The organism is Pseudomonas fluorescens, from assembly GCF_902497875.1.
In the GTDB taxonomy this organism is placed as follows: domain Bacteria; phylum Pseudomonadota; class Gammaproteobacteria; order Pseudomonadales; family Pseudomonadaceae; genus Aquipseudomonas; species Aquipseudomonas fluorescens_BR.
The window spans coordinates 47,189-66,489 of sequence record NZ_CABVHY010000029.1 but is presented as its reverse complement, the minus strand read 5'-3'; the positions used below and the strand labels follow the sequence as shown (position 1 = coordinate 66,489).

The window sequence follows — 19,301 nt, the reverse complement described above, 5'->3', positions numbered from 1 at the left end:
ACCCCATCGCTTTAATCGCAGCTTGGTTTCTTGCCGATCATCAGCACCATCAAGAGGAGGGCGACCAATACAAGGTCGCCTACCATCGAGAGAATGCGGCTGGCCGAGTCGACGAAGACCACGCCACCAGCGAGCCCGAAGGCCACCAGTGATCGAGCCTTGTTCCTGAGCCTGGCCAGCATGGTTACAGGTGGTCTTTCAGATTGAGGCCCAACAGCTTGGCGCTACGCTCCAAGGCCTTCATTTCGCTGTCTTCAATCTCACCGTCAGCTTCGGCCACGGTCAGCATCACGTTGAGTACCGTCAGGGCTTCGGATGGGCTGTGCGCCAGATCACTCAGTTCTTTCTCGGCGTTCTGGCGCAGGATGCGAGGACCGGACTTGAAGTCGGTCTTGGCGCGGTCGATGGCGTTTGAAAGCTCAGCACCGAAGCCCTGAAGAGCAGGGTTATTGCTGAGGATTGCTTCGACCTTGGCCAGCTCGCTTTCTTCCAGGTCACCATCAGCTGCTGCGACGTAGATGCTGCCGTACACCACCGCCTCCATCAGGTCGCGGTTGGCCAGCTTGGCGACCGCAGCGCGGGCCTGACCGGTTTTCTTGCCGAACAATTTGCCGAACATGGGTGTTTCCTCTTAGTTGTGGATCTTTCTTGAGGGCGAGCAAAGGCCCGCCGCGTTGTTGGCTTTCGCAAAAATCTGGCTGGGTTAGTTAGCGGTTATGCCGCCAGTCGAATGTCGTCTGCACGCCGACCCGCAGTGCGTTGCTCCATCCGGCGCTCACCAACGCGTTGGTTCCGAACGCCTTGGTCGTCGCCGAGCACGGAGTGCGCCGCAACCACGGCGATAAGGCCGACCGCGATAGGGCTGATGATCTGGCGCTTAAATGCTTCCATCACCAGGCCGCGAACTGTGCGAGCACCAAGCTTGAAGCGCGCCACTTCCAGTCGTTTCTCAACGGTTTTCGGAGCTACGCCCATCAGTCGCGCGATCTCCTTGAACGTCAGATCGGCAGCAGCCCACAGCGTGGCTTCAAGTTCGCGAGGAGCCAGACCTTGGCCCAGTGTTCCTTTCCAGTTTCCGGCGGTGATGGTAGTCATGGCTTAGCTCCGTGCTTGGTAGCGATGAAGCGATAATCACGAATTGTGATTTTGTTGTCAATCACAAAGCGTGATTATTTTGTGATGATGAAAAGTATCCCGCTTGGTGCGAGGGCAATGAAAGGGATTGAGTCGGGGGAAAGGAGGGTAGAGCAACAAAAAAAGACCCGGCATCGGGCCGGGTCTTTAGATGGGAATGATTAGAGCCGGTTGGTAAAGCGCGTCGAATGGAAGGTTAGAGCACAGATCTCGGCCACTTCGCATCCATGACGCGACCAACAATCGTCCACTCATCGTCAACTTCAATGGTGGGGAACGCTGAGTTTAAAGGCTTCAAGAAGGCTCGCCCAGAATCCCAAATAAACTGTTTGAAGGTAGCTTCGTTGGTATCGATCATCTTGGCAACGGCGTACTGACCGCTCTCCACGTCAAAGCCTGGCGCCACCAGGATTACCATCCCTTCACTGAAGCTGATGCCATTACTCGACGTCATGGATGGCCCGCGCACTTTAAGCCAGAAGCCGTTCGGCCCAGCCCATGCGTCAGATGGGTGCATTTCGCAGGCGGAAATATTGGACAACTCCAGCGCCTCCATTGCGGCTCCTGCCTGAACCCAGCTTATTTCTGGATATTCGAAAAACCGAGTAGGGCTCAGTGCGGGCTCGACGTTAGCGTCGAAGGCCAGCACTGCTTTTTCCGGATCATGACTTGGGTTGCCGCTAAAGTCTGCGAGTACAGCTGGGCTGATATTTAGAGCCTTCGCGATCTTCATCAAGTCATCAAACGATGGCTCTCGAGTATCCCTCTCGTAATTTCCAACCCGCGATTGTGATTTCCACCCACAAGCCTCAGCAAGCTGGGCCTGTGAGAGCTGTCGAAGCCGTCGATAAAAAGCGATTCGTGAGCCAATAGTTTTCTTCATAAGTGTGATTTTAATCACGAGCAGCTCGCTTGATGTCTCACTAATTGTGTTTGTTTTAATCACGATATGTGTTTATCCTGAGCGAATTACCCGTGGGACTAGGCAATGAATCGAATCCGGCAAATCCGAGAACAATCCGGTATATCCCAAGCTGTCCTTTATCGGAAGCTTGGCTGGAAGCAGTCAAGACTTGCAAATTACGAAGCAGGAAACAGAACGCCTAGCTTGAGTGACGCCCGTGAAATTGTAGCGGCACTCAACATTCTCTCGGTCGCTTGCCATCTCGAGGACGTGTTCCCCGAATCTTTGGCGAGCCAGGCAACCCCTCGGGCGGTGACTCCGTCGACCTTGAATCAAACGATACGCCGACTTGACACCTTCCGGCAGTGTGTCGATTCCGCTGTTAATCCATCCAGTGAGGGAGCAGCAGCGAAACTCGCCCCTCCTGAGGCCCTCGCTTCATGACTAAGCTCCGACTCGACACAATTACCCAAAAAACGGAAGGCCCTGCGGAGCCCCTGTTCAGCGCCTTCCAATTGTTGGCGTTTGCCGATTTGATTGAGCAGCGAGAATGAACAAGCGCCAACCCCAGTATTTGTTGTCCGGCTGACTTTCTGTCAGGCAACAAAAAGCCCGCTATCGAGGCGGGCTTTCTAAGCAGTCCCTTGTATCGAGCAAGTGACTTTCTTTCAATCGACATATCATGTCGAGGCACTAATGCACTCAAAAAATAACACCACCGAACTATCGGCGCAACACTCCGAGCCAAATAGCGAGGAAAGCTCTGTCGCAATCATCGTCACGATGACGCAGGAGCAGAAGTTCGCCGTGGCAGCATTAATCGTAGCTGAACGCGCCCACGCTTCAAGGTGGTGGTCGTATCTCAACGAGTTGCGCTGCCGTCGCGAACTGCCCGAATGGGTGGCGAAGCAATCAGCAGGCAACCATCCGGACTACGACCTCTGGGCCGACGACTGCAAAGCAACAAACCTCGCCCTACTTGGGATTGCCGGGCATCTGAATGATCCCGGATGGATAGCACCTGCCAGCTTTCAGGCTGGAGTAATCGCTCAATGACTACTCCACGCACCACCAGCCAAATCGCCTGCGACGCTCTTGAGAATCTTGAAATCGCCAAGCGCTCTCTTCGTCAGCTTGAAGTCCTGCTTTGTCTGACGTCGAACCAGAGCGATGTCGGTCAGCGCATCCGCGACTTGATCGACATCGGCCGGGACTTGGCTGCCGATGCTGCGAACACCGCCTCTTGCCACTGTGAAGAAATTGGCCAGCAACTCAATGTGGCGACACAAAACGCGAGATCGCAAAACGTGTCGCGCACTGCGGAGATGCGGACATGAATCGTGCTCGAGAATTGTGCAACAAGATCGAGGCTCGTCTTCGCGTGATCCGCGGGCTCGCTGACATCTTGCTGGAAAACGATCTTTTCAAGATTGATGCATCTGGTGATGGGCCAGCTCAGCTTGAGGCTGGAAACGAAATGGTTGTTCACGAAGCGGTGCAGCTTTTGTCCGATCAGGCTCAGGACGAAATTATTGAGCTGATGGACGTGATGCAGGTGCCGGTATGAAAACCTCTATCCCAAAATCCAAACGCCCACTTCCAAGCTCACCTTGGCGGCTATACGGCTCATTCAACGCTGGCTGCATTGAGCGCCGGTCTGTGCTCGAAGTGATTGACGAGTTCCTGCGACGTGCCGAGCTCACTGTCGACCCTGCGGAGAAGCTCGCCCAAGCCCAGCGCGTGATAGGTGCGTTGATGGCGCTGCACGCTTTCGATGCCAAAGGGGCCAGCTCTGCCGAAATCCACAACTACGTATTCGGCCGCCTTGCCGCCCTCACAGGTGAGACGCCCGAAACCCTCGTTACCATGGCTGGAGTCGCGATATGACCATCACCCCATTCAAAGGCGGCGATGCCGTCATGTCCTCGCAAGAGATCGCTGATCTGGTTGGCTCGCGACACGACAAGGTCAAGCAATCCATTGAGCGCCTTGCAGAGCGCAGCACCATTCAACTACCCCCACTGGGGGAAGTTAAAAATCACCTTGGCCAGAGCGTTGCCGTGTACCAAGTGTGCAAGCGCGACAGCTTCGTGGTGGTCGCACAGCTCAGCCCTGAATTCACCGCCGCTTTGGTTGATCGGTGGCAGGCGCTCGAGGAGCAAGCCGCTCGACCAATGACCCAGGCAGAGATCACCGCCGCAAACGCGAACCACCTGGTGGCCGTAGAGCGCCAGCAGCGGGAGCAGCAGGTGGTGTTGGAGCGGATCGAACGCCGCGTGGAAGATCTCAGCCAGTCGACGGTATGGGATCACTGCCCACAGAACTGTTCCCCGCTCACTCGCATCAAGGAAAGCATGTTGGAGCGTCATGGACTGTCCGGGGCTGTCGTGGACTACATCCTGAAGGCTTGGCCAAACCAGCCGAACCCCGCCGGCATGGTTCGCAACGGTCACGAGAATGCGCTCGGCTCGCAGTATCTCGTCTGGTCGAAGAGCCACGTTACAGCCGCATTCAATCGGTTCATTTCCGAATCCCTGATGGTCAGCGCCACCCAGGCCACTCACCCGTATTTTGAAGGCCGGTTCCGCCTGGTCCAGAAGGTCAAGCCATGAGCAAAGTAAACGATACCGCCGAGCAGCAACCGATGGAGATAATTGATCAGGCGCACTTTGAAAAGTACGGCGATGCAGCCCTTATCCTGAAATGCTTCGAGGTCATGAAGGACGCGATCGAGCATCTCGACGACGCCGGCGCGATAGAACTGCAGGATGACACCTACGTCACGTTCGTTGAGGCCTATTGGGCACTCAAGGTCCTGTTTCGGCGCAAGACAGGCGGCGATGCCAAAAAGGTGTCAGGCGAACATTGGAATGCTATGGGGCAGCATCTACTGGAGGGTGCCGAGTTGCCAGTCATGCACATCCCATTCATTGAACCAACCTTGCCAGTGCTTTGGCCGGCATATCTCCATCAGCAGGAAAGCTTGGCACTTGCCTGCATGGCCTACAACTCCGCCGACAATGCTCGCTTGGCCCTTGCGCATACGGCGCCCGATGCGCTGACTACCCGCAACGCCTGTGTGGAAGCGCTTAACGCCACCTCGGCGCTGCGCGCTCTGGTGCTGCGTCTGTCTGGAGGAACGCTCGAAGACATGGCTGGAATCGTGGCGAAGTTCGGCCGCTCGAACGGGGGGACGCTGCAATGAGTACCGACACTCCCCGCAAGTTTCAAGGCGTTTGGATTCCAGCCGAGCGCTGGCTGGACCGCACCTTATCGCCAACTGAGAAGGTCATGCTGGGTGAGATCTCCAGCCTGGAAACGGGTCCGCGCGGCTGCTATGCGACCAACGCGCACTTTGCCGAGTTCTTCAACCTGTCGATTTCTCGGGTGTCCGAGATCATCAGCGGTCTTGTCGAAAAAGGGCATCTCCGAGTGGAACTGATTCGTGAAGGGAAGCGCGTTGTTGAGCGACGGCTTCGGCTTGTTGACCCCTTCGATTTTCCGAATACCCCTTCGGAAAACGCAGCGAACCCCTTCGGAAAAGACGGCGAACCCCCTTCGGAAAACACGCAGGGGAGCAATACACACAGCAACAATACAAAGAGCATTAAAAACCCTTCGGCATCGGGCGGTGGAAAAGTGCTTTTGGATGAAGGGTTTGAACAGTTCTGGAAGCTGTACCCGAAGAGGAAGGGACGCAAGGACGCCGTCAAGGCTTGGGCGAAGCTGAAGCCGAGCGATGAGCTACGCCAGATCCTGATCACCGCCTTGGGCAGTCACTGCGCTTCCGAGGATTGGACCAAGGATCAGGGTCGGTACATCCCGAACGCCTCTACCTGGCTCAACGGCGAGCGCTGGACGGACGAATTTAAGCCTGCTCGTGGCACCGCTTCGAAACACACAGGCCTCGACCAGATCGACCACGAGGCTGGACTTGAGCGGCTTCCTGATGGCACCTACCGTATTGCGAGCGTGAACCCATGACCACGAAACCCCAGTACACCCTGGAAACCCGGGTCGGTGAATGCCATGAGCATGGTCGCTTCGCTGACAACCTGGTGCAGCTGTTCGGCGCCGATCCGGTTTGGTTTGGCTGCCCGCGCTGCCATTTCGATGCGCGTTACTCCACCGATTTTGATTTGCGGTCAAAGGCGGTGCACCTCCACCGTGACAGGAAGCTGAATGAGTACCTGCTCGATTCAGGTATCCCTGACCGATTCATGGGCTGCACGTTCGGCAACTGGGAGGCCAGCATGCCCGACCAGGTTCGGGCTCATGCGGCGTGCGAGGGGTTCGTTGCGGCCTTTGACGAGAACTACGCCGTTGGCCGGTCGGTGATGCTGCTGGGCACGGTCGGCACAGGCAAGACGCACTTGGCCACCGCCGTGCTGCAGCGTGCGATTCGTGAGCATGGGCATAGTGGGCTTCGGGGGTTGTACGCGACCGCCGGCTCAATCATTCGCGATGTGAAGGCGACGTTTGGCAACCGCGGACGAACCGAGGCGGATGTCTATGCGGATCTGATCCGGCCTGACCTGCTGGTGATTGACGAGGTGGGCGTCCAGCACGGGACCGACTTCGAGCGGCAGGTGCTGTTCGAGGTGATCAACGGGCGGTATGAAAAGATCAGGCCCACCCTCGTGGTGAGCAATCTTGGCGTGACTGAGTTGCGCCAGTGCCTGGGGGATCGTGCCGTTGACCGGCTACGGGACAAGGGCGGCCTGGTGGTGCTGTTCCGTTGGGCGTCGGCGCGAGGTGCTGCATGAGCCGCGAATTATTCAGCCTCGAGGCCGAGCACGGCGTGCTCGGCGCAATCATGATGGATCCGTCCTTGTTCGATGAAGTCACCAGCAAAGTGCAGGTCTCCGACTTTCACGACCTGGAGAACGCCGCGCTGTATCAGGCGATCATTGACTGCCAGGCGACCGGCGATCCGATTGACCCGGTGACGGTGGGCGTGTTTCGGCCAACCCTGCCGCACGGCGGGAGCATGCTGGCCTTCGCGGTCGAGATCGCCAAAAACGTGCCCAGCGTGGCCAACTGGAAAGCCTACGCTCGTCATGTTCGGGAGCGGGCAGTACTGCGGCAGGTCGTCCAGGCCGCCGATGTCATCCGCGATCAGGCCGGCGAGGACCTGCCGGTGGCGGACATCATCGCCATGGCTCAGCAGGCCACTGCCGATCTGCGCGACTTGGACGATGGCCAGCAGGACTACTTCAAAGCCAGCGACATCCTGACCGGGGTGATCGACACCATTGACGCCAAGTTCAACAAGACCCTGCCCAACGGCCTGTCGACCGGACTGAAGGATCTTGATGAGCTGGTGCGTGGCCTGCGACCGGGGAACATGATCGTGGTCGGCGGCCTCACGGGCTCCGGCAAGACCATCCTTGGCCTGCAAATCGCTCAGCACGTCACCTGCAAGCTCGGCGGCGCCGGCCTGGCGTTCTCGATGGAAATGACCAAGGAGGAGCTGATCACGCGGGGTATTGCGTCCATCGGCGCGGTTAACCTGAGCGCCCTGGACAGCGGTGATCTCAGCGACGATGACTGGCCGCGGATCACCAGCGCGGTCAGCGTGCTCAATGACGCCAAACTGTACGTCAATGACCAGGCGGGCATGACGGTGGCGCGCATTCGCTCAATCGCCCACCAGTGCCGACGCCGGGAGGGGCTGAACATCCTGCTGATCGACTACATCCAACTGATCAGCGCCGAGAGCAGTTCGAATCGCTCCCTGGAGGTCGGCAAGATATCCACAGCCCTGAAGAACCTGGCCAAGGAACTCAAGATCCCGGTGGTGGTGCTGGCCCAGCTCAACCGGGGCTCGACCAACCGACCCGACAAGCGTCCACGCCCCAGCGACATCCGCGACTCCGGGCAGATCGAGCAGGATGCCGATGTGGTGATCCTGGTGCACCGCGACATGGAGAGCGAGGAAGGCCAGAACGGGGTCACTGAGCTGATTGTCGGCAAGGTCCGTCATGCGCGTGTGGGGTCGTGCCTGGTCCAGCAGCAGGGCAAATTCGTCCGGTTTGTCGACTTCGAAGGGCAGCCGCCGACCACTGAAGAAGTCGAGATGGGGCGGACCTATGCCGGCAAGTTCAAGGGAAAAGGGGATCGCTATGCAGGCGCCTAAGACGTTGCAGGTAACGCTGACCGATGCCGAGATCCGTCGGCATGGGCCAGATCAGATCCGGCAGTTGCGTGATCCTCGACACCCGTCGTTGCGGTTTCGCTATTCGACGGTGGACCGTACCAAAGGCGCATGGCACGTGGTGGTGGCCGGGGTCTGGGGCAAGGCCGGCAATTATCCCGACCTCAACGCCAAGACGATGCTGGCCACCTTGCCCGCCATTCTGGCGCGCCGCTCGGCCGACCCGAAGGCGGTGTCCACCACCACCCACTGGAAGACCGTCGGCGATCTGCTGACCTGGTACGTCGACCGCATGACCCGTGACAAAGGCTTGTCGGCCAAGCGTAAGGCCAGTGCCCAGTCGGCAATCAAGTGTCACCTGGCGCCGTGCCTGTCGACGGTGCCGCTGCTCGAGCTGGATCGTCCGACGCTGGATCGGCTGCTGCTCTGGCCGATGCAGGAGCGCTATGCCCTGTCGTTCGTGCGCTCGGTCTACGGCGTCTTGGCCGTGGCCCACCGTCAGGCGCTCCGGCTGTCGATGATCGGTGCCAGTCCGATGACGGCGCTGAAGTTCGGCGACTTCGTGCAGACCAAGATCAAGGCCAAGCCGGCCCGGTTGCGCGGGGCTGATCTGGACGCGCTGCTGCCGCTGCTGGCCGAGCGATTCGATCAGGCGCCGGTGGGCGGCATGCTGGCCCTGATGATGCTGTGCCACGGCTCGCGGATCGGGGAAACCCGGATGGCCCGCTGGAAGAACCTCAACCTGTCCGCCCGGCAGTGGTTCATCCCGGCGCCCGACACCAAGACCAAGAGCGAGCACACGCTGCCGCTGACGGATCAGCTCTGTGCGCTGCTGCGTCGGTACCGGGCGCTCCAGCAGGCGAGCGGCTACGACGGTCCGCACCTGTTCCCCGGCAGCGCCCGGGCCTCGATCAGTGCGACCAAGGCCAGCACCTTGTTCGCCGATCTCGGCCACGGCGAGTGGTCCAGCCACGACCTGCGCAAGGTGGCTCGCACTGCCTGGACGGACCTCGGCGTCGACTACATGGTCGGTGAGCTGCTGTTGAACCACGCAATGAAAGACCTCGATCAGGCTTACATCCACACCACGGCCGAAGCCCTGAAACGCAAGGCCTTGGAAGCCTGGCACAGCTGGCTCGATGAGCGTGGTTTCACCCGGCTGCACAGTGGGACATATGCGGGATGCGCCGACACCCACAATGGCGAGCAGACCATGAAGGGCAAGGCTTTCAGCGCTGCGCCGTGTCCATTGCAAGGGAGGAGGTTATTAGCCAAAGGCGCCGCCGAAGTGACCGCGGGCACCCAACCAAACGACCAGGCCGGAGCCGACAATGAGTAACGTAACGGCGGCATTGCCGCGCAAGAGCTTGACGACTGTCGAATGCAAATTCTTGAAACAGGGCAATCGACTGCTGCTGGAAAAGACTAACGGCCGTATCGGTTCGGCGGCCTTCATGGATGTCGTGGCCGACTGGCACAGCTCAAGGGCAACCCTGGGCTTTGAGGCGTTCGCCCGGCGCTGGATCGCCGAGGGCAACGCTAAAAGCAAGATCGCTGACAAGCTGCTTCGCGAGCTGTTTGGCATGAATGAACCAACCCCGAGGAAAGCCGCATGACTATTCGAAAACCACTAAAACGGGCCCTCGGCGATACTGAGTATCTGCTCGAGCAATGGGGCTGGTGGCGCATGACTGGTATGGGCGTCCCGCGCTATGTCTCGCCACTGCTGGCTTTGATGCGCGACAACGTACCTTCGGTCAGCGCCAGTGAGGGATTCGTCATTACCGATGATCATGCTCTGGTCGTTGACGGGGCAGTGGCTCGGCTGACAAAGCGCAACCAGCAGATGGGCGACTTCATTTGGTATTACTACGGAGCCAAGTGGCCAATGCTTCGTTTGGCCAAGAAGCATGACATGAGCGAGGCGAAGGCGAGGGAGCTTGTAAGGTCTGGAGTGGCGTGGATTGATGGCGTTCTGGAAGGATTGAGCGAAGTCGCATAAAAAGCTTTTACGCGCGGATAATCTCTGTTTTTATAGCACCGTGTTCAGCTGTTTCAGCGCGACACCACAGAGAAAGCCCGGCCATTGTGTCGGGCTTTTTTAGTATCGCTACCTTAAGGTGGCGAATTGATACTGTATAGCGTTGAGGGTCCGCTGCCTTTCATTGATACTGATCTAATCGGCCAATAGAGAGGTGGGTATGTCTGATCTATGTGATGTATGTGAAAAACCGTTGTTAGGCCAGCAACAAACCTGTGATGTTTGTCGATGCACCTGCACTAGCTGCGGGAAGGTGTTCGCGTTTGAGGACGACCTTAACGTTGTTCACGATGGGGATCGGATTTGTAATAGCTGCTCTTTTGAATGCGCATCCGGCAACCACTGTAATGGTGAGCAGTATGTTAAAACGAAAAATGAACTGAGCAGCAGAGGCTTGTGTGATTCATGCGAGGAAGTGGCGCCGCCTCGAGAAGGTGAGATGTGTGAGAACCATCCCGATGTGCAGGCGACCAGTAGCGTTGATGGAACACCAGTCTGTGATGACTGCCACGAAGATGCATACCCGATAAATTAAATCAGTTCAGTCAAGAACCCCGCCCAGTGCGGGGTTTTTTGTTTCTGGAAGACGGCGCTCATTGGTGAGCAATCCGGCTTGAACCCGGAGCCGTCGGAACGGTAAGGGGTCGACTCCTTCACCTTCCGCCAATTTCAAGGCCTCGCCATCGTGCGGGGCTTTTTCGTTTCTGGAGTTAGCAATGACGCCACCGTGGATTTTCAGCTGGATCGCCTGGTGCTGGATCTGGTACTGGCCAAGCCTTATCGGCTGCGTTGCGCTGACCGTGGCGCACAAAGTGTGGTTTGAATCACAGTATCGGTACACGTCGCCGCTGATCGATGGTTGGCATGACATTGTGTTAATTGCGTTCGTCGGCTTCTGCCTGTGGGTGGTGCTCTGCGCCATCCGCAACGGGTATGGGGTCGGCTGAGTTTTTGGGTATTACCACAGCCGGGGTGGCCTTCGGGATGCCTGGACACCGATAAGCCGGTAGTACGGTGGTGCGATAAACACCGGCAGTCAGCGTGCTCTTGCTCCATCACCCTGGAGTAGCGCTGACGGACAGGAGGGGAAAGACCCTCACACCTATTTCAAGGGCTCGCCATATCGGCGGGCCTTTTTCGTTTTCGGCCCCACCACACCCATCGCTCTAAGCCGGGAGTGCTGCTGGGGCCGAACCTATTACGCTCCCCGCAAGGGAGGACGCTGGATGAAACATATGCCAGAGAAGAATCCGGAAACCTGGTTCCTGATCACCGCATGGCTCAGTCAGAACGCCCCAATGTTCTATGCCGCAGCGCTGTCGTGCTGGATCGCCTTCTTGCGCGTCATCTACGGCGGCGGCGGGCGTCGACAAGCGTTCCTTGAGTCCTGCCTGTGCGGCGCGATCACAGCCGGCGCTTTCCCGCTGCTCGAATACTTCAACCTCCCATCGAGTCTCGCTGCTGCGCTGGGCGCATGCATTGGCACCTTGGGCGTGAAGAAGGTCGCATCACTGGCCGACCGGTTCACTGACTTCAGATTGCCCAAGAAGACGGAGTGACCCATGCAACTGATCGACAACTGGAAGCAAGCGCTGAGCATGACCAGCGTTCAGGCCGGCGGCGCTATCGCTGCTCTTGGCGTGGCTGAGCAGCTGATGCCATCGCTGCAGGCCGTGCTGCCTCCAATGGCTTACGGCGTGCTGGGCCTGCTGGTGATGATTGTCCGGGTGATCCTGCAGCCGAAGCTGAGTAAGTAATCCGCGCCACGATTTCAGATGCGCCGTTTCGTGGCGCGAGGTAAGCATCACTCGCGATAAGTCGCGGATAGCTCAACTCGGCTCAAGCTCACGATGCTTTTCCAATGCCGTGCAGTTGCCGCTGCTACCATCGCAAACAACGTTCGCGCATGCGTTACGGTCGACCTGATCAGCAGGGTAAGGGCATGTAAGAAGTCGGTGCTGAATGGTCATTTCGCGAAGCGTGTGGAACAGCACCGCCTTGTTCCATCTGACGCTCGAAACGTTCCAGCAGGTTGCCATGCTGGAGATTTCATTGATGGACCGCACGGGAAGAAAGCGACCAGCGCATTCCCCGGCATCAGTGAGAGCAATTTTCCATGCCAGAAGTGAACTCATGCGGATGGCTGCGACTTTGACAACCTGCTTCTTCGAGCCCAGCAAGTAGTGCACCTCATAACTGTTCAGCATAAAACCGCCGTCGGCTTAATTTTGATGTCACTTTGCCAGTTGCAACGATTCGGAAAATGCTCTGCGTCAAGAGAACGCATTGAAGAAGTCGTGGTGGGTCTACACGCCTGGCTATCCGCCATTCCCAATGATCATGCAAGAAGACCACGACCACGCTGGAGCACTGGCATTCGCCCAGGGCATCTGGCCTCAAGCAACAGTCGAGTGAAATAGATGAGTGCCAAGTCCGAGTATTACCAGATCAAAGGCATGGTCAGCGATATGCCGCCGGATGAGCAGGCAGAGGTAGAACTGGCGGTTCGCGAGGTGACTGAGATTGCTCAACGTTCACCTGCTGCGATGGTAGGGGCGATCTTGGCGATGACCAAGCTAGCCATGGACGCCTAGCCATGACTCGCTTGAAAGCGCTGGGTAATCGCGTAAGCACTCAGGGCAACAAGCTGCCAATCATGCAGCCAGGTTCGTGGCGTACCGACAAGGGCACGTCAAACCAGCGCGGGTACACCTACGCATGGCAGAAGGCGAGCAAGGCCTACATCCTGGCTCATCCCCTTTGCGTGATGTGCGAAGGTCTTGGCCGCGTCACTGCCACTACATTGGTCGACCACATTGAGCCGCACCGTGGCGACATGACGCTGTTCTGGGATCGTACCAACTGGCAGTCGCTGTGCACCAACTGCCACTCCTCCGTGAAGCAGCGGGAAGAGCAGGGCGGCTGAGCCGTGCATTCCGCCCAAATCAGCTCCAAGTGAGAATGAATCGCAGGGGGCGCCTCGAAAGTCTGGAGCCTTCGCGCTCTAGACCACCTGGGACCGCACGCGTAGTTTTTTTCCCTTTTTGAGGTTTTTTGTTAATGGCTTTAACACCTAAAAAGCGCGCATTCGCCGACGCTTTGAGGGGAGGTGCGTCCAATAAAGAAGCAGCGATTGCCGCTGGCTACAGCGCTTCCAGCGCATCTGCTGCCGGATCGAGGCTCGCGAAAGATCCGCATGTTTTGGCCGCACTGGCCACCGGCACCGTTAACAAAAATGTTAAAGGCAAGTCGGCCGCCAAGCCTGCGACCAACGAGCAGCAAATAGCGCCTGAGGAGGTTTCGGATGCCTCCAGCGGCGGCGCGCTCAAATTCTCTGACCCTGTTCAGTTCCTGCTCACGAAAATGAACTCAGCCGCTGACGAAAAGCTACAGATCGACGCTGCCAAGGCGCTGCTGCCGTATCTGCACCAACGCAAGGGCGAGACCGGCAAAAAGGAAGAGAAGCTGGAGGCTGCGGAAAAGGCGGCCGCCGGGATGTACGGGACGGGCAAGCCGCCGCTCCGGTCGGTGAAGTAGATGGAGTGGACGACAGCCTGTCCAGACTGGGAGCGCCGGATACTTTCGCGTCAGTCCCTGATTCCGTTTCCGCCGCTGTTCCGATCCGAGGCTGACGCCGCGCTCGAGCTGTTCAAATCGTTGCGTGTCGTCGACGTGCCTGGTCAGCCCACCTTCGGGGAGTGCTGCGAGCAGTGGGTTTTTGATTTCGTCGCCGCGATCTTCGGTGCCTACGATGCCGAGACCGGCAAGCAGATGATCCGGGAGTACTTCCTGCTCATCAGCAAGAAGAACGCCAAATCAACGATTGCCGCCGGGATCATGGTCACCGCCCTGGTACGCAACTGGCGCGATAACGAAGAGCTTTTGATTCTGGCTCCGACCATCGAGGTCGCCCAGAACAGTTACAAGCCCGCCGCTGCGATGGTGCGCGCCAATCCGGTTTTGGAAAAGATGCTGCACGTCCAGGATCACATCCGGACGATCACGCACCTGACCACCAAGGCTGCACTGAAGGTCGTCGCCGCTGACTCCGACACGGTGTCGGGTAAGAAGTCCGGCAAGATCCTGGTCGATGAACTCTGGGTGTTCGGCAAGCGGCCCAATGCCGATGCCATGCTCATGGAAGCAACCGGCGGCCAAATCTCGCGAGATGAGGGGTTCGTGATTTTCCTCTCCACGCAGAGCGACGAGCCCCCGGCCGGCGTTTTCAAGGAGAAGGTCGATTATTACCGGGACGTGCGGGACGGGAAGATCCAGGACAAAAAGTCGCTCGGCGTTCTTTATGAATACCCGGCGGCGATGGTGGAGGCCGAGGACTACCTCAAGCCCGAAAATTTCTACGTCACCAACCCGAACATGGGGCGATCCGTAAGCCGTGAATGGCTTGAAGATCAGATGGTCAAGGAGGCCCAGAAAGAGCCCGGCGCGCAACGCAAGTTTCTCGCCAAGCATCTGAACGTCGAAATCGGCATGAACCTGCGGGCCAACCGGTGGGCCGGGGCTGAATTCTGGATCACCCAGGCGAAAATCAAACGGCTGACGCTGGAGCAGCTGATCGAGCGGTGTGAAGTGATTGACGTCGGAATCGACGGCGGCGGTCTCGATGACCTGCTCGGCATGGCTGTGGTGGGGCGTGACGCGAAAACCCGTGAATGGCTGGTTTGGACGCGGGCCTGGGCTCACCCGACTGTGCTGGAGCGCCGCAAAAGTGAGGCGCCCCGGTTCCTCGACTTCGCCAAGGACGGTGATTTGGTCTTGGTGGATTACATCGGCAAGGATGTTGAGGAAGTCGCTGAGCTGGTTTCGCTGATCTACGTGTCCGGGCTGCTGGACATGATCGGTGTCGACCCGGCCGGCGTGGGCGGCATTCTCGACGCGCTGATCGCGGCGGAAATCCCGAAAGAGATGGTCATCGGCATTTCCCAGGGCTGGAAGTTGGGCGGTTCGATCAAGACCGCCGAGCGCAAGTTGGCCGAGGGCGGCATCGTCCACGGTGGCCAGCCGATGATGTCCTGGTGCTGCGGCAACGCCAAGGTGGTGCCGGTCGGTAACTCGATCCTGATCACCAAGCAGGCGTCGGGCACTGCGAAAATTGACCCATTGATGGCCTTCTTCAACGCCGTGGCGCTTATGTCGCTGAACCCCATGGCGCGGGGCAACGTGGACGACTTCTTTGATAACCCAATAATGGCGGGCCTCTGATGGCGAGCAAAAAGAAACCGGGGCGGATTCGCTCCGCTCTCCAGAGCTGGCTCGGCGTCCCCGTTGGGCTCACCAGTGAAGCGTTTTGGCAGGAATGGTTTGGTACTTCCACTAGTGGGAAAAACGTCACCGTCGACGGCGCAGTGCGGCTTTCGACGGTCTGGGCCTGCGTCCGACTGTTGTCCGAGTCGGTCTCGACTCTGCCGCTGAAGCTTTACCGCCGCATGCCCGACGGATCGAGGGAGTCAGCCAAGGATCACCCGCTTTTTCGGGTGTTGTGCCGCACACCCAATGCGGAGATGACCCCACAACGGTTCATGCTCATGGTGGTGGCGAGTATCTGCCTTCGCGGCAACGCCTTCATCGAGAAAAAATACATCGGCTCGCGGATCGTGGCACTGGATCCGCTGATGCCTCAGTGCATGACGGTCAAACGCCTGGCCAACGGCCGACTGAAGTACACCTACAGCGAAAACGGGACAGAGCGGGACATTCCCGAAAGAAACCTGATGCACATTCGCGGCTTCGGTCTCGATGGTGTTTGCGGAATGTTGCCCGTGACGACTGGGCGTGACGTGATCGGCGCTGCGATGTCGGCCGAGGAAGCCGCGGCGAAGGTGTTTGCCAACGGCCTGCAGGCTTCTGGTTTTCTCACTGTTGAAGGCGGCGCTGCGCAGGGCTCTGGCACGCTCACCCCGAAACAGCGCGAGCAACTTCGGGCCAGCCTGGCGGCGTTCAGCAGCTCAAAGAACGCCGGCAAGACCATGGTGCTCGAAGCCGGTCTGAAGTACCAAAGCGTCACGATGAACCCGGAAGCCGCACAGATGCTGGAAACCCGGGCGTTCAACGTCGAGGAAATCTGCCGCTGGTTCCGCGTGCCGCCGTTCATGGTCGGGCACATGGACAAGCAGAGCAGCTGGGCGGCCAGTGTCGAGGCGCAAAACCTGCACTTCCTGACCAACAGCCTGCGGCCCTTGCTGGTGAACATCGAGCAGGAAATCACGCGCTGCCTGATCGGCGATGCAGATGCCGATGAATTCTTCGCCGAGTTCTCCGTTGAGGGCTTGTTGCGTGCCGACAGTGCTGGCCGTGGCGCCTGGTACAACACCGCGCTGATGAATGGCTGGATGAGTCGTAACGAGGTTCGCCGGCTGGAAAATCTGCCGCCGATCCCGGGCGGGGACATCTTCACTGTTCAGTCGGCCATGGTGGCGCTGGAAAGCCTCGATCAGGGTGCGGACATTTCCGCCAAGTTCAACCGCTTCATGTCCAAGGCGCTCACCGCGCACAAGGACGGTGACCGGCAGGCCACGCGGGAGCTGCTGAGCGATATTTGTACAGCGCTCGATGGTGGCGACCCAGACGCGCCGACCATGGCCCACGCCCTTATCTCTATATCCCGGCTCAGCATCACTGAGCCCACGGAGTAACCATGACGATCAGAACACTGCCGGCGGCTCCGGCGGGCCGCCCGTGCGCGAACGCTTCATCGGACCTGTTGCCGATGGCGCTCGAGCGCTGGAACCCGGACATTCGCGCCGCGACCGAAGAAGAGAACACCATCTCGATGTTCGATGCCGTCGGCTACGACTACTGGACTGGAGATGGGGTGACCGCCAAGCGGGTCAGTGGGATTTTGCGATCCCTCAACGGCGCAGATGTCACCGTCAACATCAACTCGCCAGGCGGCGACATGTTTGAAGGCCTGGCGATCTACAACATCCTGCGCGAATACAAGGGCAAGGTGACCGTCAAGATTCTGGGTATTGCCGCCTCGGCCGCGTCCGTCATTGCCATGGCTGGCGATGAGATCCGAATGGGACTCGGCGCGTTCCTGATGATCCACAACTGCTGGGTCGGCATCGCGGCAAATCGGCTAGGTCTTCGTGAGATGGCCGACAGCCTTGAGCCGTTCGACAAGGCAATGGCTGACATCTACGCCGCGCGCACTGGCGACAATGTCGAAGCCATGCAAAAGCTGATGGATGCTGAAAGCTGGATCGGAGGCACCGATGCCGTCGAGCAGGGTTTCGCCGATGGTCTGCTGGATAGCGCCGAAGCCAAGGAAGGTGCCAAGGCATCAACGCCACAGCAAATTGCGGCCCGCCGCCTGGACGTGATCCTGGCCAAGCAGGGCATGCCTCGCGCTGAGCGCCGGGCAATGATCCAAGAACTCAAAACCGGCACGCCCAGCGCTGCCGGCTCTGGTACGCCGAGCGCTACCGAACCAAAGGCCCTTCCGGCCGACGCCATTGCTGATCTCGAAAAGGCCCTTGCCTCGTTCAAGGCGGCAGCCTCAACTGTACCTGGAGTTTGACCCATGACCGATACAACCGAACTGCTGAAGAGCGTTTCTGCCGAACTGGCCAAAGCCACCAGCGAGTTCAGCCAGAAGGCTGAGGCCGCCCTGGGCGAAGCCAAAAAAGCGGGCACCTTGTCCGCCGAAACCAAGGCCGCCGTTGATGAGCTGGCGCTGAAATTCAACTCGCTGACCGAGGCTGAAAAGCAGCTCAAGTCGCAGCTGGGCGAAATGGAGCAGGAATTTGCTCGCCTGCCATCGAAAGCTTCTGCGCAATCGCGTGACGGCCTGGGCGCCACCGTAGTGAAGAGCGAAGCGCTCAAGGCCTTCGCAGCCAGCATTGAAGGCGGCAAGCGCGTCAATATCCCGGTGAGTGCTGCGCTGCTGTCGACTGACGTCGCTCAAGGCGTCGTGGAGCCGCAGCGCTTGCCAGGCATCGATGTCGCGCCGAAGCAGCGTTTGTTCATCCGCGACCTGATTGCCCCGGGCCGTACCGGCTCCCCGGCGATCTTCTGGGTTCAGCAGACCGGGTTCACCAATGCCGCGCGCGTCGTAGCTGAAGGTACCCAGAAGCCGTATTCCAGCATCACCTTCGACTCGAAGCTGACAGCGGTGTCGACCATTGCTCACATGTTCAAGGCGTCCAAGCAGATCCTCGACGACTTCGCCCAGCTGCAATCGACCATCGATGTGGAAATGCGCTACGGCCTGAAATATGCCGAGGAGCAAGAAATTCTGTTCGGTGATGGTACCGGCGTGCACTTGCACGGCATCGTCCCGCAGGCCTCGGTGTTCGATCCGGCGTTTGAAGTTGAAAACCAGTCCGGTATCGATGATCTCCGCCTGGCCATGCTCCAGGCGCAGCTGGCCCGCCTGCCGGCCAGCGGCCACGTCCTGCACTTCATCGACTGGGCGAAAATCGAACTGACCAAGGACACCTTGGGCCGTTACATCCTGGCCAACCCTTTGGGCCTGGCTGGCCCGATGCTGTGGGGCTTGCCGGTCGTTGCGACTGAAGCTGTCGGCTTCTTAGGCAAGTTCCTGACTGGTGCATTCCAGACTGGCGCCCAGTTGTTCGACCGTGAGGACGCCAATGTGGTGATCTCCACCGAAAACGCGGATGACTTCGAGAAGAACCTCATCTCGATCCGTTGCGAGGAGCGTGCAGCCCTGGCGGTGAAACGTCCGGAAGCCTTTATCTACGGTTCGTTCAGCGCACCGGTAACGCCTTAACCCTTGATCGGGCTGCCGTCATGGCAGCCCACTGGAGGCATTCATGAAACTGAAAACCTTGAAGCCGCTGTATCTGGGCGGTCAGGTGTTGCCTGAAGGTCGGTCATTCGAAACCATCGAGCAACACGGTCGTGAACTGATCGCAAGGGGCTACGCCGAAGCTGATAGCTCCGATGATGAGCCGGTTGTGACTCTGGAAAACGAGACTGGCCCTGCCGGTGACGTGCTGACCAGCGGATCGCTCGACATCGCACCGGGAAAGATCGACAAAGCCAAAAAATCGGCTGACTTAGCCAAGCAAAAAGGCGCGTGA

General features: G+C 58.8%; 30 protein-coding genes. 25 read left to right on the top strand and 5 right to left on the bottom strand.

Annotated elements, in window-relative coordinates:
* Nucleotides 1-11 precede the first annotated feature (11 nt).
* The 4 genes from F8N85_RS34640 to F8N85_RS25405 all read right to left on the bottom strand — a co-directional run bounded on the left by F8N85_RS34640 (nucleotide 12) and on the right by F8N85_RS25405 (nucleotide 2,080).
* Nucleotides 12-182: a hypothetical protein gene (locus tag F8N85_RS34640; protein ID WP_191636262.1), complete on the bottom strand. Its 171-nt coding sequence runs from the start codon at nucleotides 180-182 to the stop codon at nucleotides 12-14.
* Between the two features lie 2 nt (nucleotides 183-184).
* Nucleotides 185-619, bottom strand: coding sequence for a tellurite resistance TerB family protein (locus F8N85_RS25415; protein WP_150806261.1), 435 nt, complete (start codon nucleotides 617-619; stop codon nucleotides 185-187).
* 95 nt (nucleotides 620-714) lie between these two features.
* Nucleotides 715-1,095 (bottom strand): LuxR C-terminal-related transcriptional regulator, encoded by a 381-nt coding sequence (locus tag F8N85_RS25410; protein ID WP_150806260.1) that lies wholly within the window; start codon nucleotides 1,093-1,095, stop codon nucleotides 715-717.
* Between the two features lie 235 nt (nucleotides 1,096-1,330).
* Complete coding sequence (locus F8N85_RS25405) at nucleotides 1,331-2,080, bottom strand: LexA family protein (RefSeq protein WP_224795743.1); 750 nt, start codon at nucleotides 2,078-2,080, stop codon at nucleotides 1,331-1,333.
* A gap of 42 nt (nucleotides 2,081-2,122) precedes the next feature.
* Here F8N85_RS25405 and F8N85_RS35865 point away from each other — a divergent pair, with 42 nt between their 5' ends.
* The 16 genes from F8N85_RS35865 to F8N85_RS25325 all read left to right on the top strand — a co-directional run bounded on the left by F8N85_RS35865 (nucleotide 2,123) and on the right by F8N85_RS25325 (nucleotide 11,993).
* Nucleotides 2,123-2,482, top strand: coding sequence for a helix-turn-helix domain-containing protein (locus F8N85_RS35865; RefSeq protein ID WP_150806259.1), 360 nt, complete (start codon nucleotides 2,123-2,125; stop codon nucleotides 2,480-2,482).
* Nucleotides 2,483-2,734: 252 nt separating this feature from the next.
* A complete protein-coding gene (locus tag F8N85_RS25395) occupies nucleotides 2,735-3,094 on the top strand; it encodes a hypothetical protein (protein WP_150806258.1) in 360 nt (119 codons plus the stop codon).
* Nucleotides 3,091-3,375 (top strand): hypothetical protein, encoded by a 285-nt coding sequence (locus tag F8N85_RS25390; RefSeq protein WP_150806257.1) that lies wholly within the window; start codon nucleotides 3,091-3,093, stop codon nucleotides 3,373-3,375. Before F8N85_RS25395 ends, F8N85_RS25390 begins: the two co-directional genes overlap by 4 nt.
* A complete protein-coding gene (locus F8N85_RS25385; protein WP_150806256.1) occupies nucleotides 3,372-3,605 on the top strand; it encodes a hypothetical protein in 234 nt (77 codons plus the stop codon). Before F8N85_RS25390 ends, F8N85_RS25385 begins: the two co-directional genes overlap by 4 nt.
* Nucleotides 3,602-3,925, top strand: coding sequence for a hypothetical protein (locus F8N85_RS25380; protein WP_150806255.1), 324 nt, complete (start codon nucleotides 3,602-3,604; stop codon nucleotides 3,923-3,925). The genes F8N85_RS25385 and F8N85_RS25380 overlap by 4 nt, the downstream gene beginning before the upstream one ends.
* Nucleotides 3,922-4,650 (top strand): Rha family transcriptional regulator, encoded by a 729-nt coding sequence (locus F8N85_RS25375; RefSeq protein ID WP_224795742.1) that lies wholly within the window; start codon nucleotides 3,922-3,924, stop codon nucleotides 4,648-4,650. Before F8N85_RS25380 ends, F8N85_RS25375 begins: the two co-directional genes overlap by 4 nt.
* Nucleotides 4,647-5,243 (top strand): hypothetical protein, encoded by a 597-nt coding sequence (locus F8N85_RS25370; protein ID WP_150806254.1) that lies wholly within the window; start codon nucleotides 4,647-4,649, stop codon nucleotides 5,241-5,243. The genes F8N85_RS25375 and F8N85_RS25370 overlap by 4 nt, the downstream gene beginning before the upstream one ends.
* A complete protein-coding gene (locus tag F8N85_RS25365) occupies nucleotides 5,240-6,022 on the top strand; it encodes a helix-turn-helix domain-containing protein (RefSeq protein ID WP_150806253.1) in 783 nt (260 codons plus the stop codon). Before F8N85_RS25370 ends, F8N85_RS25365 begins: the two co-directional genes overlap by 4 nt.
* A complete protein-coding gene (locus F8N85_RS25360; protein WP_150806252.1) occupies nucleotides 6,019-6,804 on the top strand; it encodes an ATP-binding protein in 786 nt (261 codons plus the stop codon). The genes F8N85_RS25365 and F8N85_RS25360 overlap by 4 nt, the downstream gene beginning before the upstream one ends.
* On the top strand, nucleotides 6,801-8,177 hold the full coding sequence (locus F8N85_RS25355) for a replicative DNA helicase (protein WP_150806251.1): 1,377 nt from the start codon (nucleotides 6,801-6,803) through the stop codon (nucleotides 8,175-8,177). Before F8N85_RS25360 ends, F8N85_RS25355 begins: the two co-directional genes overlap by 4 nt.
* Nucleotides 8,164-9,534: a site-specific integrase gene (locus F8N85_RS25350; RefSeq protein WP_150806250.1), complete on the top strand. Its 1,371-nt coding sequence runs from the start codon at nucleotides 8,164-8,166 to the stop codon at nucleotides 9,532-9,534. Before F8N85_RS25355 ends, F8N85_RS25350 begins: the two co-directional genes overlap by 14 nt.
* Nucleotides 9,527-9,811, top strand: coding sequence for a hypothetical protein (locus F8N85_RS25345; RefSeq protein WP_150806249.1), 285 nt, complete (start codon nucleotides 9,527-9,529; stop codon nucleotides 9,809-9,811). Before F8N85_RS25350 ends, F8N85_RS25345 begins: the two co-directional genes overlap by 8 nt.
* Nucleotides 9,808-10,197 (top strand): antiterminator Q family protein, encoded by a 390-nt coding sequence (locus F8N85_RS25340; RefSeq protein ID WP_150806248.1) that lies wholly within the window; start codon nucleotides 9,808-9,810, stop codon nucleotides 10,195-10,197. Before F8N85_RS25345 ends, F8N85_RS25340 begins: the two co-directional genes overlap by 4 nt.
* Nucleotides 10,198-10,952: 755 nt before the next feature.
* Complete coding sequence (locus F8N85_RS25335; protein ID WP_150806247.1) at nucleotides 10,953-11,183, top strand: hypothetical protein; 231 nt, start codon at nucleotides 10,953-10,955, stop codon at nucleotides 11,181-11,183.
* Nucleotides 11,184-11,462: 279 nt separating this feature from the next.
* The gene (locus tag F8N85_RS25330) at nucleotides 11,463-11,795 is read left to right on the top strand and encodes a phage holin, lambda family (RefSeq protein ID WP_150806246.1); all 333 of its coding nucleotides are present in this window, start codon (nucleotides 11,463-11,465) and stop codon (nucleotides 11,793-11,795) included.
* Between the two features lie 3 nt (nucleotides 11,796-11,798).
* The gene (locus tag F8N85_RS25325; protein WP_150806245.1) at nucleotides 11,799-11,993 is read left to right on the top strand and encodes a hypothetical protein; all 195 of its coding nucleotides are present in this window, start codon (nucleotides 11,799-11,801) and stop codon (nucleotides 11,991-11,993) included.
* Nucleotides 11,994-12,065: 72 nt separating this feature from the next.
* On the opposite strand, the gene F8N85_RS25320 is transcribed toward F8N85_RS25325, so the two are convergent.
* Entirely contained in the window at nucleotides 12,066-12,443 is a 378-nt protein-coding gene (locus F8N85_RS25320) for a hypothetical protein (protein WP_150806244.1), read from the bottom strand.
* Between the two features lie 79 nt (nucleotides 12,444-12,522).
* Here F8N85_RS25320 and F8N85_RS35485 point away from each other — a divergent pair, with 79 nt between their 5' ends.
* The 9 genes from F8N85_RS35485 (at nucleotide 12,523) to F8N85_RS25285 (ending at nucleotide 19,301) form a co-directional block, all read left to right on the top strand.
* The gene (locus tag F8N85_RS35485; RefSeq protein ID WP_263596387.1) at nucleotides 12,523-12,651 is read left to right on the top strand and encodes a hypothetical protein; all 129 of its coding nucleotides are present in this window, start codon (nucleotides 12,523-12,525) and stop codon (nucleotides 12,649-12,651) included.
* A 5-nt stretch (nucleotides 12,652-12,656) separates the two neighbouring features.
* A complete protein-coding gene (locus F8N85_RS34635; RefSeq protein WP_191636261.1) occupies nucleotides 12,657-12,830 on the top strand; it encodes a hypothetical protein in 174 nt (57 codons plus the stop codon).
* A gap of 2 nt (nucleotides 12,831-12,832) precedes the next feature.
* Nucleotides 12,833-13,162 carry an HNH endonuclease gene (locus tag F8N85_RS25315; RefSeq protein WP_150806243.1) on the top strand — a complete coding sequence of 110 codons (330 nt, stop codon included), beginning with the start codon at nucleotides 12,833-12,835 and terminating at the stop codon, nucleotides 13,160-13,162.
* 134 nt (nucleotides 13,163-13,296) lie between these two features.
* Nucleotides 13,297-13,773 (top strand): terminase small subunit, encoded by a 477-nt coding sequence (locus F8N85_RS25310; RefSeq protein WP_150806242.1) that lies wholly within the window; start codon nucleotides 13,297-13,299, stop codon nucleotides 13,771-13,773.
* Nucleotides 13,774-15,456, top strand: a complete 1,683-nt coding sequence (locus tag F8N85_RS25305) for a terminase large subunit (protein ID WP_150806241.1) — start codon at nucleotides 13,774-13,776, stop codon at nucleotides 15,454-15,456.
* Nucleotides 15,456-16,886, top strand: coding sequence for a phage portal protein (locus tag F8N85_RS25300; RefSeq protein WP_150806240.1), 1,431 nt, complete (start codon nucleotides 15,456-15,458; stop codon nucleotides 16,884-16,886). The genes F8N85_RS25305 and F8N85_RS25300 overlap by 1 nt, the downstream gene beginning before the upstream one ends.
* Nucleotides 16,887-16,888: 2 nt before the next feature.
* Entirely contained in the window at nucleotides 16,889-17,773 is an 885-nt protein-coding gene (locus tag F8N85_RS25295; RefSeq protein WP_150806239.1) for a head maturation protease, ClpP-related, read from the top strand.
* Nucleotides 17,774-17,776: 3 nt separating this feature from the next.
* Nucleotides 17,777-18,988: a phage major capsid protein gene (locus F8N85_RS25290; RefSeq protein WP_150806238.1), complete on the top strand. Its 1,212-nt coding sequence runs from the start codon at nucleotides 17,777-17,779 to the stop codon at nucleotides 18,986-18,988.
* Nucleotides 18,989-19,031: 43 nt separating this feature from the next.
* Nucleotides 19,032-19,301, top strand: a complete 270-nt coding sequence (locus F8N85_RS25285) for a hypothetical protein (protein ID WP_150806237.1) — start codon at nucleotides 19,032-19,034, stop codon at nucleotides 19,299-19,301.